We start from the raw sequence: 16,350 nt of genomic DNA on the forward strand, positions 1-16,350 counted from the left end.
AAATCTTGTTTCATGAGAAACATTTTTCGTTTAAATGAGTGGAAAAGCGCAAATTTATTGCGCTTTTTTTTTTTTTTTTTTTTTTTGTGTGTGTGTTTGTATAAAATTTCCTAAATAGCATAAAATAAGTTTTGCTCTAGCAAACTAAATATTGGCATTTTATTCTAAGCTTATTTCAATTCGATTACGTTTTGATTTCAAAAAATGGGCTTTGTTCTAAAAAAAAACAAGCAGTCATATTAGTTTTAGCAAGAGTTTTTATCTGAGGAGGAAAAATATGCTCGACTATTTAAAAAGAATACTAATAGTAGCTTTAATGGGATTTTTTGTAGGTTTAATTTTAATAGGTGGTAGAGCCCAAGCGGCTGAAAATAGTATAAATAAAGCAACAAATGAATGGATATTCCCAGCAAAAGGTGAAATATCCGATGTATTTGATTCGCGTGGAGGTATACATAAAGGATTAGATATTGCAGGAGAATTTAAATCAGATGTTTATGCAGCTGCAGATGGCGTAGTAGTGCGATCTTATTATTCAAGTTCATACGGGAATGTTATTTTCATTCACCATAATAATGGATATGAGACAGTTTATGCGCATTTGAATAAACGAACTGTTAACGAAGGTCAGAAGGTGAAAAAAGGAAATGTCATTGGGCTAATGGGTAATACTGGGCAATCAACAGGAATACATCTCCACTTTGAAGTGCATAAAGGTAAATGGAAAATACAAAAAGAAAATGCAATTGATCCTTTTGTCGTTTTTGGTAAAGGGGAAATTGGTCAATATGTCTTTTCTTTAAATCATGATCCTTATGGAGTTGTAGATGTATCGGGAAAATTAACAGAAAGCAAAAAAAAGGTACATATTACTGCAAAGCGAATTATTGAGGATAACATGGAAATACCTAAACAACTATCGCACCTGAAATATGAAAAACAAATCGCTAAGGATAAGGTGGAGAAGAAAGAAATATACGTAGTCAAGACCGGTGATACATTAAGTAAAATTTCCCGATCTTATCATGTTTCAATCCAACAATTACAGTCATGGAATGATTTAGAAGATGTAAACCTCATCCAACCAAAACAAAAAATAATAATAAAAGCAAATAAATAACGGTAAGAGAAGAATATAAAACTTTGAAATCAAACAAATGGCTTCACAAAATATTTTATTTAAGATATAATTTATATGTAAAAATAATATGATTCGTCTTCGGGGCAGGGTGAAATTCCCGACCGGCGGTAATGAAGCTATTTTAACTATGCTTTTTAGCCCGCGAGCCTAGAAATTTTAGGCAGGATTTGGTGAGATTCCAAAGCCGACAGTACAGTCTGGATGGGAGAAGATGGAGGTGCCGGTATTCAAAAAATGCAGGCTTTGGATAGTTATGTTCAAATTTATGTTTGAACCTATTCAAAAATGCACTTTTGAATATTTATTTGTGCATGCCATTAATTCTCCCTCAAGGTAATTTCCTTGGGGGTTTATTTATTGTATGCATAAGGTAACTTTCTTCTGACATGAGATGAATCTCAAAAGGAGAGAGAGATTTGAAAAAATTGAGTTTAAAAGCATTTGTTGGTCTCGCCATGTTAAGCAGTGTGGCATATGTTCTAATGTTCATTAAGTTTCCTGTACTGCCAGTCTATTCATATCTGACAGTCGATTTTAGCGATATACCAGCACTAATCGCTGCGCTAATTTTTGGCCCTATCGGAGCGATAATAGTTGAAATAATAAAAAATCTATTGGATTACTTAACACATATTAGTGATGTAGGACTTCCAATAGGAAATGTAGCAAATCTTATTGCTGGACTACTATTCGTACTTCCAACTTATTTTGTTTATAATCGTATGAAAACAAAAATGGGAATGACATTCGCACTAATTATTGGAACGATTATTATGGCTGTATTGATGAGTGTACTAAATTACATTGCCATTCTTCCCGCATACTTAGCATTAATGCATTTTGATGTTGGAAATGTTAAAGATTATATCGTAGCTGGTATCTTGCCATTTAATCTTATAAAAGGTGCATTAGTAACAGTAATATTTATGGTTTTATTTACAAAAATGCAAAAGTGGATTAATAAACAAGCGCAGATTAATAATATATAAAAAAAAGCAAGTGCATTAAATGCACTTGCTTTTTAGTCTTCGAATTTTAAAGGGTCACCATCAAAAGGCTCGTCTGCTACTTTTATTGAATCAGTAGGACAACCTTCAAAAGCGTCGATCATATCATCTTCTAAAATATCAGGAATTTCTATAACACCTTTATTTTCGTCTAAAATGACATAAGCGATTCCTTCATCGTCATAATCGTAAATATCTGGTGCTGCCGCTCCACAAGCACCGCAAGCAATACATGTATCTTGATCAACAATTGTATATTTTGGCATGTATGTGACCTCCTAATATCTATATCATTCATTTACCTTGTAATATCAACGTAAAATGACCATTACTTCCTTCATTATAATAAAACTCATCAAAGAACTTTTCAATAGATAAGGATTAAAATAAAGTTTTTAGTTTATTTATACGACTTTATTTGAAAGGAATAATACTAACAATAAACAGCACTTTCATGATAAAATTAGACATAAAAAGACAAAGGGGTAAAAACAAATGACGTTTTTACATGCCTTAATATTATTGATGTTAAAAAAATTAAATGGCTCCCGAACGGTTTTTTCAATTTTCCATTTGTTAAAAGGCAAAAAGTCTTCTCAAACAATCCAAGATGCTCATTTATTTAAAATCGGACCATTTTTTCAAATGTACCCACCTTTACAAAGAAGTACATTTGATCGTTTTGTACAAGATCTAAATACTAAGGGATTAATTAAAGAAACAGAATTGAATAAATATATCGTCACGATTGATGGAGAAAATGAACTGAAGGCTTATTTTCTTCATCGACCTATTCCACAATATTTTAATGGGTTACAATATCAAGATACTGCTATCGTTTTCTGGAAGCGACTAAATTTATTAATTCAAGTTCTATCAAATGCTATTAATAATAAAAAAAAGTACTACCCAATCCAAAGTGATGCTGAGGTTCAAAGATGGGTTAAGACTTTCTTAAAGTCACAAGTAATAAGCAAAGAACAACAAGCAAAACAAATTTACAATGAATTAACTGCCATATTATCAAAGAATCCACCCGAAGATCCTTTGTTTTTTATCATCCGTTTAACAGGTGAAAATCAGATTGGTATTACGTTGGACCAAGCTGCAAAACATTTCACACTTGATAAATATGATTATTGGTTTCGTTTTTTGTTATTAATCCACTATATAATAGATACTTGTATAGGTAATAAAAATCAATATCCCATGCTGTATACGTTAATGTCGGATACATATCGAAATATACCTCTTACGAATTCAACAAACGAAACCTTTTTATTATTAAATAAGGGCTATAGCATCTCTGAAGTTGCAAAGAAACGGAAACTAAAGGAGAGTACGATTCAAGATCATATTGTTGAAATTGTGTTGAATAATTCTAATTTTGATATATCACAGTATGTAAGTAAAGAAATCGAACTAAAAATTATTAAAGTTTCCGAGAACATTTCACCAAAAAAATTGAAACCGATTAAGGAAACAGTCGGAGAGGTTACATATTTCCAAATTAGATTAGCTCTCGCAAAACAAGGGGAATGGGAATGATAAGGAACTTATACGATCACTTAAATAAACAGTTTGGATATGATATGTTTCGGATTGGACAAGAGGAAGTCATTACTTCGGTTATGGAAGGTAAGCATACATTAGCCGTTCTACCAACCGGAACAGGGAAATCATTATGTTACCAACTTCCTGGCTATTTGCTTAAGGGCATTGTTATCATTGTATCCCCTTTACTTTCGCTTATGCAGGACCAAGTTGAACAGTTAAAAATAAATGGAGAAAAGAGAGTTACTGCATTAAATTCTTTCTTAGATCCGAGGGAACGTAACCAAATTATTCAAAATCTACAAAATTACCGATTTATTTATACCTCTCCTGAAATGTTAACGAATAATGGCGTATTACAAAAACTGAAACAAATAGATATCTCGCTTTTTGTCGTTGATGAGGCCCATTGTATCTCCCAATGGGGCCCTGATTTCAGACCTGATTATTTAAATTTGCGTACGATTCGATCAGAATTGAATAATCCAACGACCCTTGCCTTAACAGCTACAGCTACGGAAGATGTCAGGGCCGATATTATAGAACATCTAAATTTATATGATGTAAATCAATTAGTTTATTCTGTTGACCGTCCCAATATTGCTCTAGTTGTAGAAGAAGCGGCCAATTATAGTGATAAGGTTAAAAAATTATTACAATTTGTAAAACAACTACAAAAACCTGGAATTATTTATTTTTCCAGCAAACGTTTAACAGAAGAAATGGCCGCTTTACTAAGAAATAATGGCATTGCTCAATCTGCTGCGTATCATGGAGGAATGGATAGGGAACAAAGAATCTTGATTCAACAACAATTTTTACATAATCAACTACAAGTAATATGTGCAACAAGTGCATTTGGGATGGGAGTAAATAAAGAAAATATTCATTTTGTTATCCATTTTCATATGCCTTATCAATTGGATTCGTATTTACAAGAGATAGGAAGGGCAGGAAGGGATGGTAAAAAAAGCATTGCCATACTTTTATATTCACCGGGAGATGAGTTTCTACCATTACAAATCTTTGAGAATGAGTTGCCATCGGATTATCAGATTGAACAATTTTATTTATTAAATAACAATAGTAGTGATAAAGCATCATTGCTTAACTTAACAGAAATACAACTGCGGTTTTTAACCTATTATCAAAATAAGTATGATAAAAGTGAAGTGGAAAAACATGTTAAACGGATTCGTGATATGCGGATTCAATATAAACAAAATAAATTAAACGAAATGATAAAATGGGTAAAATCAACGACATGTCGACGTGAGGGTATTTTGCATTACTTTCAGGAACAGAAGGTTAATAACGTAACTGATTGTTGTGATGTTTGTGGCGTGGATATCATTAATTATCAAACAGCCTTTCAAGACACTATTAGAAGTCAAAATGAAAATTGGCGATTGATGTTGAAGAATTTATTAATAAGAGGCGATGAAGAATGAAAAGAAATAAACAAGCTGAAATCATTAAACAGTTAACAAAAGAAGAATTATCTTTTCATTTATATATCACGCAACTAATCCTAATAGTAATTTCAATTATATCGGCCTTCTTTTTATTTAAAAATTTTTCGGCATTTTTTAATTTATTTCAATTAGATTCATCTATTTTTACACTTGGGCTAACAAATGGAATCATTATTGTTGTTTTAGATATTGTTTTTATGAAAATACTTCCAAATCATTATTATGATGATGGCGGAATTAATGAGAGTATCTTTAAGAATCGTTCGATTACAGAAATTGCCCTTTTAACTGCAGTCATTGCCATATGTGAAGAACTTCTATTTCGGGGTGTTATACAGACACACTTTGGTTTAATTATTGCAAGTGTAATCTTTGCAATTGTCCATATTCGGTATTGGGGACATTGGTTTTTAATTTTTAATATTTTACTATTAAGCTTTTGGATGGGACTTGTTTATGAATGGTCCGATCACAATTTGTTGGTAACGATAATGATGCATTTTATAATAGATTTTATATTAGGATTAATCATTAAATACAGGAATAAAAACATGGAATAAGGGCTAAAAAGGGCTAATAAGGACTTGGTGGTGAAATGTATGACGACAGATCCTTATCGAGATCAAGTTGAGAAATTAAGAAAAAGAATAGATAAAGTTACTATAGAAAATCAATCGGATTTGAAAAAATTGAATGAAGAGCAGTCTGAAATTTTACCTTCAAGAAGTGAAGTTCGACGCCAAAGAAGTCAATCGAAAAAGAAGAAAAGAAAGAAATTAAAGTTCCCTTTATTAAGGATATTATTAGTATTTTTTATATTACTGCCGATTGCAAGCTTATTATTCTATACGGATTTGTTAAAAAAGTCGCCTTTCCCGAGTTCGAAAGGACCAACTTCAGGTGTAGAGATTTCATATGAAACAAATGATTCTGTAACCAATACAAATTTACCCAAAGAAAATAAGGAAAATGACGATTCGGATTTACCTTCTGATAAACAAACAACTGATGAAAAGGGAAATATAGAAAACGAAAAGAATCAAAATAATCCAGACACGGATTCGAATATTGTCTATCATACTGTCCAAGCAAATGAATCGTTATATAGCATTGCGATGAAGTATTATCATACCGAAGAAGGAATTGAAATAATAAAACAATGGAACCACATAACGAATGACGGAATAATGGTCGGACAGGTATTACAGATTCATTTACCATAATTAATAAGTAGAAATAAAAAAAGATAGCATTTTTTGCTATCTTTTTTTCTATTTAATTAACATTACTTATTGTTTTTATGACATACATTATGGACTTGCTCATAAACTTTTAATGGGGGGATAGTTATGGATTCATCAATTATATCTTTGAAACTTACTGATCAAGCAACAAAGCAAATGTTGCAAAATTTAGTCGATCGAAAGTTAAAATTCGATAGACTTAAACAACGTCATATTTTTTTATTATGGGTTAGTGTTCTTTATAGTTTTACCTGTCTTTATTTTTTATACTACTTCATTTTAGAACCGTACTCTTATTCATTTGCTGACATATTCTCTATTATCGTAGGTGAAAATAATCATCTATTCTTTCTATTCATTGCAATAGGAACATTCGGGGCAACAAAAGTATTATATGAAAAAAAGGAAAAGGCGGAAAAGGAGTACCATGATTTACGTTGTGAAATTATTGATCGCAGTAAGGATTTATGGAAAAATGAAGCTTGGAATTCTAGGAATAGTGTATTTGAAATGATGAAAGAAAAATATAATATAAATCTATACCATGAGAGTAAATAAACGATATTAAAAAACTCTCTTTTTCCCTCTTTCTTCCTTAAGGATTTCTACTGCCTCTCTGAATCGCAGGGAATGGACAATTTCACGTTCTCTAAGAAATCTTAAACTATCATTAATATCTGGATCGTCGCTCATATTAATAATCCATTGATAGGTTGCCCTTGCTTTCTCTTCGGCTGCGATATCTTCATATAAGTCTGCAATGGGGTCACCTTTAGCTTGAATATAAGTTGCAGTCCATGGAACACCACCGGCATTTTCGTAGTAAAGTGCTTTATCATGATTGGCATAATGTGCGCCAAGACCAGCTTCTTTCATTTGATCTGGCGTTGCATCTTTTGTAAGCTTATACACCATTGTTGCAATCATTTCTAAGTGTGCGAACTCCTCGGTGCCAATATCGGTTAATAAACCGATGACCTTATCGGGTATTGTATACCTTTGATTTAAGTAACGGAGTGCAGCAGCTAACTCACCATCAGCTCCTCCGTATTGTTCAATTAAAAATTTTGCAAGCATTGGATTACATTTGCTCACCTTTACAGGATACTGGAGTTTTTTTTCGTATACCCACATTAGCAAAATTCACTCCTTAAAAATTTTTTTATACTTGCCATGGCCATGGAGCATTTTTCCAATCCCAAGGAGCTAGTGAATAACTATAACCGAAACTCGTTAATGCACCGAACTGTTTTTCGAACTCTTTTTTTGCTTTCTTTCGTTGTTGAATAAATAAATTGTATTGTTGAATAGCATCCTGGTCACCTGGATGTGTATCCAAATATAATGTTAGTTCGACAATTACAAAATCTAGAACCTGTAGTTCTTCAAGCATCTGGTAATATTCAGGAGGTACTGGCTTTGGCACTTTTCTTTCACTCCTTTGCTCTTTCGTATGGACTAAAATATGGATCATATAAAGGCTTCCATAATGTTCCTTTTCTTAATGCTTCTTGAGGTGTGAATTGCGGTAAATTGGGTGGTTGAAAATCAATATATAAATTAGGCGGTGTTGAAAAAGTTTTCACCTTAATTGGGGGACACGGGTCAAATGGACTGATGTAAGGTTTATAGCTTTTATAAAACGTAGGCATATTTCTCCCTCCTAAATTTGTCATCATTTAATTTTATGGAATAATATTGTCCATCATGTCTATAATCCAATTAATAAAAATGTTATTGTATTATTAATCAAAAAAATATAATATTTTAAAGGGTATTTTTCGAAATATGTTGAAATATAGATTCATGGTGGATTAATTTAATGAGGTGATGAATGTGTTTGCGAAAAATATAATGATTCCTAAGGCTCGCTGTTTTTATGTGAATGCAGAGGATACTGTCGATCACGCGCTACAGATGTTAAGGTCTAAAAAAGTGGATGGATTGCCAGTTTTAAGTGGAGATGAGTATGTTGGAATGATTACTCACTACCATATTTATAAAAACTTTTTTAACTCCGAAATGCAAAAGGATGAATTTTTAAAAACAAAAAAAGTAAGCGAAATAGCAACACACCAAGAAATATATTTTCAAGGGACAGAAATCTTTGAAAATACATTAGTCGAGTTAAAGGACTTTCCTCTATTTGCGGTAGTTGATGAGGAGAGAAAATTTTTAGGTGTCGTTACTCGATTTGATGTCATTGAGCAATTCCAAAGTGCGTTTGGAATTAAACGTCCAGGTATTCGAATAGCTTTTAGCTCTGTCGAAGTGGAAGGACGTATAGCAAGATTAGCAAATATTATTCAACAATATCACGAGTCCGTAATCTCACTTGTTACTTTTGATGAAACAGATAAATTGGTAAGACGAATTATTTTAAAAATTGAAAAGCGTGATAATGTTGACAAATTTATCAACACTTTGGAAGACTCTGGTTTCCGTGTTTTAAACATTACTGAAGACTAATAAAAAAGTTATTTCCTCCTTATACAATTGATAGGGAGGATTTTTTATCGATACGTCCTTCATTTTTAAATGAACCCTTCTTTTTCGCTTACATAGTATGGTGTTAGAAGCCATATCAGGGGGCGGATTTAATGAAATTAGAGCGAATATCTCAAAATAAAATTAAGTATTCGATTACTTTCGAAGAGCTTTTAGATAAAGGATTGCATGAAGAAGAATTCGAATCATTTATATGGTATGAATTATTTGATGAAATGGTGGAAATTGCCAAACAGAAATATCATTGTGATATACCCGATACGATCTCAATTGAAATCTTTTCACTAAATTCTAGCGAAATCGTTTTAATATTAACTATGGACGAACTTTCCGTTCAAGAGGAAAACCTGTCACCTCCAGTTCTTTCGACCAAAAGTAGTTATTCGACTTTTATTTTTGAATCATTCGAAGATGTTATCACATTGGCGATTTGTCTTGAAAATCTGCAAATACAGACTAAAAGTAAATTAATTTTATTTGAAGATCAATATTATTTGATTCTACCGTCTCAACAACCTGTTTCAAGCATTTGTGAGGAATACGGAAAAAAGACAAATCTGTCAGTTCATATGCTTGAGGAGTATGGAACGATTATTATTGATAATAATGCCTTAAAAATACTTACAAATTATTTTGGAAGATAAAATTTGGAAAAGAATGACCTGAACAAATTATTTTTGTTCAGGTCATTTCTATGAATTAATAAAATTCTTAATCAATTTCAAAAAGTTTGAGAGCGTTTACAAAAATTCTAAAAAGTATCCTATTTTATCTTGCATAAATACAGTAAAGGTGTATACTATGTCTGAAAGCATGATTACTTAATACCGAGTGGTTTTTAGGAGGTTTGCAACAATGGCAGCCGAGACGGGTGCAGATAATCAAGTATTAGAAGAGAAACATGATGTATTAAAGTCTACACAAACAGTAATTCACAAGGCACTTGAAAAATTAGGTTACCCTGAAGAAGTGTATGAATTATTAAAAGAACCAATGCGTTTATTAACAGTGAAAATTCCTGTTCGTATGGATGATGGTTCAATCAAAATCTTTACAGGTTACCGCGCACAACACAATGATGCTGTTGGGCCAACAAAAGGGGGAATACGATTCCATCCTAATGTAACTGAAAAAGAGGTAAAAGCTTTATCAATATGGATGACATTAAAATGTGGTATTGTTAACTTGCCGTATGGCGGTGGAAAAGGCGGAATTATTTGTGATCCTCGTGAAATGTCGTTTCGTGAGCTAGAGGCTTTAAGCCGCGGTTATGTTCGCGCAATAAGCCAAATCGTAGGTCCTACGAAAGACATTCCGGCTCCGGACGTATTTACTAACTCGCAAATAATGGCATGGATGATGGACGAATATAGCCGATTACGTGAAAACGATTCTCCTGGATTTATTACTGGTAAACCACTAGTGTTGGGCGGTTCCCATGGTCGTGAAACTGCAACTGCTAAAGGTGTTACTATATGTATTCGTGAAGCGGCTAAAAAGCGCGGGATTAACCTTGAAGGCGCAAGAGTAGTTGTTCAAGGATTTGGTAATGCCGGAAGCTTTTTATCTAAATTTATGCATGACGCAGGTGCTAAAGTAATTGGGATCTCCGATGCTTATGGTGCATTATATGATCCGAATGGTTTAGACATCGATTATTTACTAGACCGCCGCGATAGTTTCGGTACAGTTACAAAACTGTTTGACAATACCATTTCAAATAAAGAATTACTTGAATTAGATTGTGATATTTTAGTACCAGCTGCAATCGAAAACCAAATTACAGAAGAAAATGCGCATAATATTCGTGCACAAATCGTTGTAGAGGCTGCAAATGGCCCAACAACTTTAGAAGCTACACAAATATTAACAGAACGTGGTATTCTCCTAGTACCAGATGTTTTGGCTTCTGCTGGCGGGGTTACAGTATCTTATTTCGAATGGGTACAAAATAACCAAGGATATTATTGGACAGAAGAAGAAATAGACGAAAAACTTGAAAAGGTTTTAGTGCATTCTTTTGAAAATGTTTATAACACGGCTGAAACAAGAAGAGTGGATATGAGACTAGCTGCCTATATGGTAGGGGTTAGAAAATCTGCTGAAGCTTCTCGTTTCAGAGGTTGGATTTAGCACTTATATTGCAGCAAACATAAAAATCTCCTATCATTATAGATGGGAGATTTTTTGTATATGAACTTTACTGGAAACATTATTCAAAAGGAATTAAGAGGTGGCAACAATGCAAATAGAAGAGTGTATTATTGTTGGGGGAGGTCCATGTGGTCTTTCAGCAGCAATCGCATTAAAAGATAAAGGAATTGACCCACTAATAATCGAAAAAGGGAATATCGTTAATGCTATTTATAATTATCCAACCCATCAAACATTTTTCAGTTCCAGCGAAAAGCTTGAAATTGGTGGGGTCCCATTTATTAATGAGAATTTAAAGCCGAAAAGAAATCAAGCATTAACGTATTACCGAGAAGTGGTAAAAAGAAAAAAACTTCGTATCAATCGATTTGAAAAAGTGGAAACGATAGAAAAACAAAAAGATGCGGGGTTCGTGCTGAGAACGTCAAAAAACGAATACACTGCAAAAAATGTCATAATAGCAACAGGATATTATGATCATCCAAATTATATGAATGTACCTGGGGAAGATTTAGATAAAGTCTTTCATTATTTTAAAGAAGCACACCCTTATTTTGACACAGATGTAGTCGTAATAGGCGGAAAAAATTCTGCGGTTGATGCAGCGATTGAATTAAATAAAGCAGGTGCTAATGTAACAGTTTTATATAGGGGGGAAGAATATTCTAAAAGCGTAAAACCTTGGATTTTGCCTGAATTTGATGCTTTAGTTCGAAACGGCCAAATCAATTTAGAATTTAAGGCAGAACTGTTGGAGATTACAGATAGCACTATTAAATATCGCGTGGATGGAGTAATGAAGGAAATTAAAAATGATTTTGTTTTTGCGATGACAGGGTACCATCCAGATCATCGTTTCCTGCAAAAAATAGGAGTAGCGATAGATCCATTAACAGGTAAACCTGAATTTAATCCGGACACCATGGAAACAAATATAAAAGGAATATTTATCGCCGGTGTTATTGCCGCTGGTAATAATGCGAATGAAATATTTATTGAGAATGGACGTTTTCATGGAGAACTTATTGCTTCATGTATTTGCTCGTAACACACTAGCTAATTATAAAGACCTGTATCGGATCCATTAGATACAGGTCTTTTGCCAATATTGTTTAATGAAATATTTCTTCGATAACTTTCATATCGTTTGTTTGTGAAAGAGCAATCAAAAGCTTAATTCTTGCCTTTTGTCCATTCAGACCATTAGAAAAAATAGCGCCTAATTCTTTTAATTGTTTTCCTCCACCATCATATCCGTATATATCTTGTGCAATTCCATTAAAACATCTTGAGACGATGATTGTAGGAATATTTGTCTCAATCAAAGATTTAATTCCTAGCACTGTATCCGGAGGCATATTTCCTTGACCAAGTGCTTCAATGACAATCCCATCGTATTTTAAATCGCGAATGGCATTAAAGAGCAATGAGTCCATACCAGCATGGGCTTTTAATAATGCTACTCTTTTTGACATTTGATCGATATGGTATTTTTCTTTATGGGTAGGGGTATTATGAAAAAATACTCCTTGCTTTGTAATGATTCCTATTGGTCCATACTGAGGACTTTGAAAAGTCGATACATTACTCGCATGTGTTTTCGTAACGTTTTCCGCAGTATGAATCTCATCGTTTAATACAACTAAGACGCCTTTTCCATTGGCATCATCACATGCCGCAACACGTACGGAAGTAATTAAATTATATAATCCATCCGAACCAATTTCATTACTAGACCTCATCGCACCTGTTACAACAATAGGAATTTCCAGATCTATCGTTAAATCTAGAAAATAAGCTGTTTCTTCAAGTGTATCTGTTCCGTGGGTTATTACAACACCATCAATTGTATTTTGATTCACCTCTTGTTCAATTAATGTTTTTAGTTGGAGCATTTCTTTCATAGTAATATGTGGTGAAGGAAGATTGAAAGGTTCCTTTATGATTAAATTCGCTAAATTATTTAAACCTTTTGTCTGAGTTGACAAAGGATTTTCATTTCCGGGTTTAACTGCACCTGTTTTACTATCTTCGAACATTGAAATAGTTCCACCAGTATGCACAATTAAAATGTTTTTTTTCATGATTTATACCCCCATTAAAAAACAAAGCTTTTCCAAATTTTGAATAAAATATGTTCAATCTATATTATACATGTTACGATAAAAAAAACGTTATAGAAATGAGGCCGAAAAAATGCTGGTAATATTATCAGCAGGAATTGCACCAGGTTTAGCTTTATTAAGTTATTTTTATTTAAAGGATCAATATGAATTTGAACCGATTAAATCTGTATTTAAAGCATTTTTATTTGGTGCATTTCTTACTTTCCCAATTATGTTTATTCAACATGTATTGATGACGGAGAATGTATTACAAGGAAATATTTTTAATGCATTTATTAATATATCATTACTTGAGGAGTTTTTTAAATGGTTTATCCTCTATTTTGTTGTGTACCAATTTGGTGAATTTAACGAACCTTACGATGGGATTGTTTATGGTGCAAGTGTTTCACTCGGTTTTGCGACAGTGGAAAATATTTTGTATTTATTTGCAGACGGAGTATGGACCGCATTCGGGCGAGCCTTATTGCCTGTATCAAGCCACGCATTATTTGGAGTCTTAATGGGATATTATTTAGGAAAAGCGAAATTTTCAATTGATAATTTAAAAAAGAAACAAGCTTTGATATATTCTTTCGCCATACCACTTATTCTTCATGGTTCATATGATTACATTCTTTTATCAAAAACAAAATGGATCTATTATATGATCCCTTTTATGTTATTTTTATGGTGGTTAGCACTAAAGAAAGTAAAACATGCACATATTCTTTCGAAAAATCATCATGAATTAATAACAGAAAACAATAATTCGACAATCGATACAATCGGATAATATTTCCGATTGTTTTTTATTTAGAAATTTTGAATAAAAACCCTTCCGTAACAAAAACTAGGCATAATTCTAAATCATATTATGGAGGGTTAAGACAGAATGAAGTATAACACTTTGCTAAAATTTATGTTCGTGTTAGTTCTTTGTCTCATGACCTTGTCACTTTCAAGCAAGGAAATACCTGTTCAAGCTTTTACTAATCAGGTGATACAAAAAGGAGCGGTAGGTGATGATGTAATTGAACTGCAGGCACGTTTGCAAAATATAGGATTTTACAGAGGAAAAATAGATGGTGTTTTTGGTTGGGGAACATATTGGGCACTACGAAATTTTCAAAAAGACTTCGGATTGGCTATTGATGGACTCGCTGGACCAAAAACAAGAGCAAAATTAGTAAAAGCATCAAATTATAATAAGGCATTTGTAATGGACCAAATTAAAAAAGGAAATGAATTTACTTACTACGGTGGAGTAGATATTGATAAACAAATTAAACCTAAGAAATCGTCCAACGGTAAAACAACACAAAAAAAACCATCGAATTCATCAAATGCTAATGCTGCAAATGTTCCAAACGGTTACTCACAAAATGATATCCAATTATTAGCGAATGCTGTTTATGGTGAATCTAGGGGGGAACCGTATGAGGGACAAGTAGCAGTAGCCGCAGTTATATTAAATCGGATTGAAAGTTCGTCATTTCCTAACACCGTGTCCGGAGTCATTTTTGAACCTGGGGCATTTACGGCGGTAGCAGATGGACAAATATGGTTAACACCAAATGAAACAGCAAAAAAGGCGGTTATTGATGCGATAAATGGTTGGGATCCAACTGGTGAAGCATTGTACTATTTTAATCCTGCTACAGCTACAAGCAAATGGATCTGGTCCAGACCGCAAATTAAGCAGATTGGAAAACACATCTTTTGTATGTAAAGGGGGAGAAAGATGATTAGAGGTATTATTATTACAGTTCTCACGCTCGGGGTAATTGGTACGGGTGTTTGGGGCTATCAAGAGCATCGTGAAAAAAACGCAATATTAATGAATGCAGAAAATAATTATCAACGAGCATTTCATGATTTAGCTTATCAAATGGATACTTTACATGACAAAATTGGTACGACGTTAGCAATGAATTCAAGAAAATCATTGTCACCGGCACTTGCTGATGTTTGGAGATTAACATCAGAAGCCCATGGAAATGTCGGCCAATTGCCTTTAACATTATTACCATTCAACAAAACTGAAGAGTTTCTTTCAAATATCGGTAAATTCAGCTATCGAACAGCTGTAAGAGATTTAGATAAGGAACCACTTTCAAAAGATGAGTATGGAACATTAAAAAATTTATACTCACAAAGCACAAATATCCAGAACGAACTGCGTAAGGTCCAACATCTCGTGTTAAAAAATAACTTGCGTTGGATGGATGTTGAAACGGCACTTGCTACAGGTAAAGAAGCGTCCGATAACACGATTATAGATGGATTTAAAACAGTCGAAAAAACGATTAAAGGCTATGACGAATCCAATATGATGGATCCTTCGCTCGTTAGCTATCAAAAGAAAAACCAAAACTTTGAAGATGCTCCTGGGAAAAAAATTAGCAAAGACGAAGCCATTCAGATTACAAAAAAGTTTACAAAAAAGAATAATTTTTCAAAAGTGAAAGTAACTGAGAATGGGAAAGGTTCAAAATTTGGCTTTTTTAGTGTGACATTTGTAGATAATAATGGAAATGAAGGGAACATGGATATTACAAAAAAAGGAGGTCATCCTATCTATTTTATTGAACGTCGAGACATTGCAAAGCAAAAGCTAAGTTTAAATGAAGGAATGAACTCGGCTAAAAAGTTTATCCATAATAATGATATCCAAAATATGGAGGAATTTGAAACGACCCAATATGATACGATAGGAGTATATTCATTTGTAACAGTTGAAAATGGAGTTAGAATTTATCCGGAGACACTAAAAATAAAAATTGCTTTAGATAATGGTGAAATGGTTGGATTTACAGCTCAAGATCTTTTAAAGAATAAGAAGAAGCGAAATATTCCCAACCCTAAATTAACTAAAAATGATGCAAAAAAACATATCAATCCTAATTTAAAAATTATGGAAAACCGACTGTCCGTCATAGTCAATGACTTAGGCAAAGAAGTCCTTTGCTATGAATTTTTAGGAGTACTTAATGATGATACATATCGTATTTTCATTAATGCAGAATCGGGTGTAGAAGAAAAAGTAGAAAAGTTAAAAAATGCCGAAAAGGTTTATGAAAACACACTTTAAGAAAGGCTCTTGCCTTTCTTTTTTATATGGAAAGAATATCTAGAAAAGTTTAAATAGTCATGTCATAA

General features: G+C 33.0%; 19 protein-coding genes and 1 riboswitch. Of the genes, 14 read left to right on the top strand and 5 right to left on the bottom strand.

The features are described from left to right. Positions 1-277: 277 nt before the first annotated feature. Together I5776_RS08940 and I5776_RS08945 are read left to right on the top strand one after the other, a co-directional pair. Complete coding sequence (locus I5776_RS08940) at positions 278-1,120, top strand: peptidoglycan DD-metalloendopeptidase family protein (protein WP_202780269.1); 843 nt, start codon at positions 278-280, stop codon at positions 1,118-1,120. 91 nt (positions 1,121-1,211) lie between these two features. Beyond that, positions 1,212-1,358, top strand: a riboswitch (FMN riboswitch). Between the two features lie 199 nt (positions 1,359-1,557). Then, positions 1,558-2,130, top strand: a complete 573-nt coding sequence (locus tag I5776_RS08945; RefSeq protein WP_202780270.1) for an ECF transporter S component — start codon at positions 1,558-1,560, stop codon at positions 2,128-2,130. A gap of 32 nt (positions 2,131-2,162) precedes the next feature. Here I5776_RS08945 and I5776_RS08950 read toward each other — a convergent pair whose 3' ends face one another. After that, positions 2,163-2,414, bottom strand: a complete 252-nt coding sequence (locus I5776_RS08950) for a ferredoxin (protein WP_202780271.1) — start codon at positions 2,412-2,414, stop codon at positions 2,163-2,165. 229 nt (positions 2,415-2,643) lie between these two features. Between I5776_RS08950 and I5776_RS08955 the strand changes: the two genes are divergently transcribed. The 5 genes from I5776_RS08955 to I5776_RS08975 all read left to right on the top strand — a co-directional run bounded on the left by I5776_RS08955 (position 2,644) and on the right by I5776_RS08975 (position 6,979). Next, the gene (locus tag I5776_RS08955; protein ID WP_202780272.1) at positions 2,644-3,696 is read left to right on the top strand and encodes a YpbB family protein; all 1,053 of its coding nucleotides are present in this window, start codon (positions 2,644-2,646) and stop codon (positions 3,694-3,696) included. Continuing rightward, positions 3,693-5,153, top strand: a complete 1,461-nt coding sequence (locus I5776_RS08960; RefSeq protein ID WP_202780273.1) for a RecQ family ATP-dependent DNA helicase — start codon at positions 3,693-3,695, stop codon at positions 5,151-5,153. The genes I5776_RS08955 and I5776_RS08960 overlap by 4 nt, the downstream gene beginning before the upstream one ends. Continuing rightward, the gene (locus tag I5776_RS08965; protein ID WP_202780274.1) at positions 5,150-5,737 is read left to right on the top strand and encodes a CPBP family intramembrane glutamic endopeptidase; all 588 of its coding nucleotides are present in this window, start codon (positions 5,150-5,152) and stop codon (positions 5,735-5,737) included. Before I5776_RS08960 ends, I5776_RS08965 begins: the two co-directional genes overlap by 4 nt. Positions 5,738-5,776: 39 nt before the next feature. Then, the gene (locus I5776_RS08970) at positions 5,777-6,400 is read left to right on the top strand and encodes a LysM peptidoglycan-binding domain-containing protein (protein WP_202780275.1); all 624 of its coding nucleotides are present in this window, start codon (positions 5,777-5,779) and stop codon (positions 6,398-6,400) included. Between the two features lie 126 nt (positions 6,401-6,526). After that, the gene (locus I5776_RS08975; RefSeq protein ID WP_202780276.1) at positions 6,527-6,979 is read left to right on the top strand and encodes a DUF2663 family protein; all 453 of its coding nucleotides are present in this window, start codon (positions 6,527-6,529) and stop codon (positions 6,977-6,979) included. A gap of 6 nt (positions 6,980-6,985) precedes the next feature. On the opposite strand, the gene I5776_RS08980 is transcribed toward I5776_RS08975, so the two are convergent. Genes I5776_RS08980 through I5776_RS08990 form a run of 3 tightly spaced genes read right to left on the bottom strand, consistent with a single transcriptional unit; the run spans position 6,986 to position 8,073 of the window. Continuing rightward, a complete protein-coding gene (locus tag I5776_RS08980; protein WP_202780277.1) occupies positions 6,986-7,555 on the bottom strand; it encodes a manganese catalase family protein in 570 nt (189 codons plus the stop codon). Between the two features lie 28 nt (positions 7,556-7,583). Next, entirely contained in the window at positions 7,584-7,814 is a 231-nt protein-coding gene (locus tag I5776_RS08985) for a spore coat protein CotJB (protein ID WP_246483997.1), read from the bottom strand. A 40-nt stretch (positions 7,815-7,854) separates the two neighbouring features. Beyond that, positions 7,855-8,073 (bottom strand): spore coat associated protein CotJA, encoded by a 219-nt coding sequence (locus I5776_RS08990; RefSeq protein ID WP_202780279.1) that lies wholly within the window; start codon positions 8,071-8,073, stop codon positions 7,855-7,857. A gap of 202 nt (positions 8,074-8,275) precedes the next feature. Here I5776_RS08990 and I5776_RS08995 point away from each other — a divergent pair, with 202 nt between their 5' ends. The 4 genes from I5776_RS08995 (at position 8,276) to I5776_RS09010 (ending at position 12,131) form a co-directional block, all read left to right on the top strand. Beyond that, positions 8,276-8,890 (top strand): CBS domain-containing protein, encoded by a 615-nt coding sequence (locus I5776_RS08995; protein ID WP_343066452.1) that lies wholly within the window; start codon positions 8,276-8,278, stop codon positions 8,888-8,890. 131 nt (positions 8,891-9,021) lie between these two features. Further along, positions 9,022-9,573, top strand: a complete 552-nt coding sequence (locus I5776_RS09000; protein ID WP_202780281.1) for an adaptor protein MecA — start codon at positions 9,022-9,024, stop codon at positions 9,571-9,573. Between the two features lie 211 nt (positions 9,574-9,784). Beyond that, entirely contained in the window at positions 9,785-11,062 is a 1,278-nt protein-coding gene (locus tag I5776_RS09005; protein ID WP_202780282.1) for a Glu/Leu/Phe/Val family dehydrogenase, read from the top strand. Between the two features lie 109 nt (positions 11,063-11,171). Next, on the top strand, positions 11,172-12,131 hold the full coding sequence (locus I5776_RS09010; protein ID WP_202780283.1) for a YpdA family putative bacillithiol disulfide reductase: 960 nt from the start codon (positions 11,172-11,174) through the stop codon (positions 12,129-12,131). Between the two features lie 64 nt (positions 12,132-12,195). On the opposite strand, the gene I5776_RS09015 is transcribed toward I5776_RS09010, so the two are convergent. Further along, the gene (locus I5776_RS09015) at positions 12,196-13,167 is read right to left on the bottom strand and encodes an asparaginase (RefSeq protein ID WP_202780284.1); all 972 of its coding nucleotides are present in this window, start codon (positions 13,165-13,167) and stop codon (positions 12,196-12,198) included. A 112-nt stretch (positions 13,168-13,279) separates the two neighbouring features. Here I5776_RS09015 and prsW point away from each other — a divergent pair, with 112 nt between their 5' ends. The 3 genes from prsW (at position 13,280) to ypeB (ending at position 16,282) form a co-directional block, all read left to right on the top strand. After that, positions 13,280-13,984, top strand: coding sequence for a glutamic-type intramembrane protease PrsW (gene prsW, locus I5776_RS09020; protein ID WP_202780285.1), 705 nt, complete (start codon positions 13,280-13,282; stop codon positions 13,982-13,984). Between the two features lie 150 nt (positions 13,985-14,134). Continuing rightward, positions 14,135-14,920 (top strand): spore cortex-lytic enzyme, encoded by a 786-nt coding sequence (gene sleB, locus I5776_RS09025; protein ID WP_425490377.1) that lies wholly within the window; start codon positions 14,135-14,137, stop codon positions 14,918-14,920. A gap of 12 nt (positions 14,921-14,932) precedes the next feature. Then, positions 14,933-16,282, top strand: coding sequence for a germination protein YpeB (gene ypeB / locus I5776_RS09030; RefSeq protein ID WP_202780287.1), 1,350 nt, complete (start codon positions 14,933-14,935; stop codon positions 16,280-16,282). Positions 16,283-16,350: the final 68 nt, after the last annotated feature.

Origin of the sequence: Heyndrickxia vini, assembly GCF_016772275.1 — a bacterium.
In the GTDB taxonomy this organism is placed as follows: domain Bacteria; phylum Bacillota; class Bacilli; order Bacillales; family Bacillaceae_C; genus Heyndrickxia; species Heyndrickxia vini.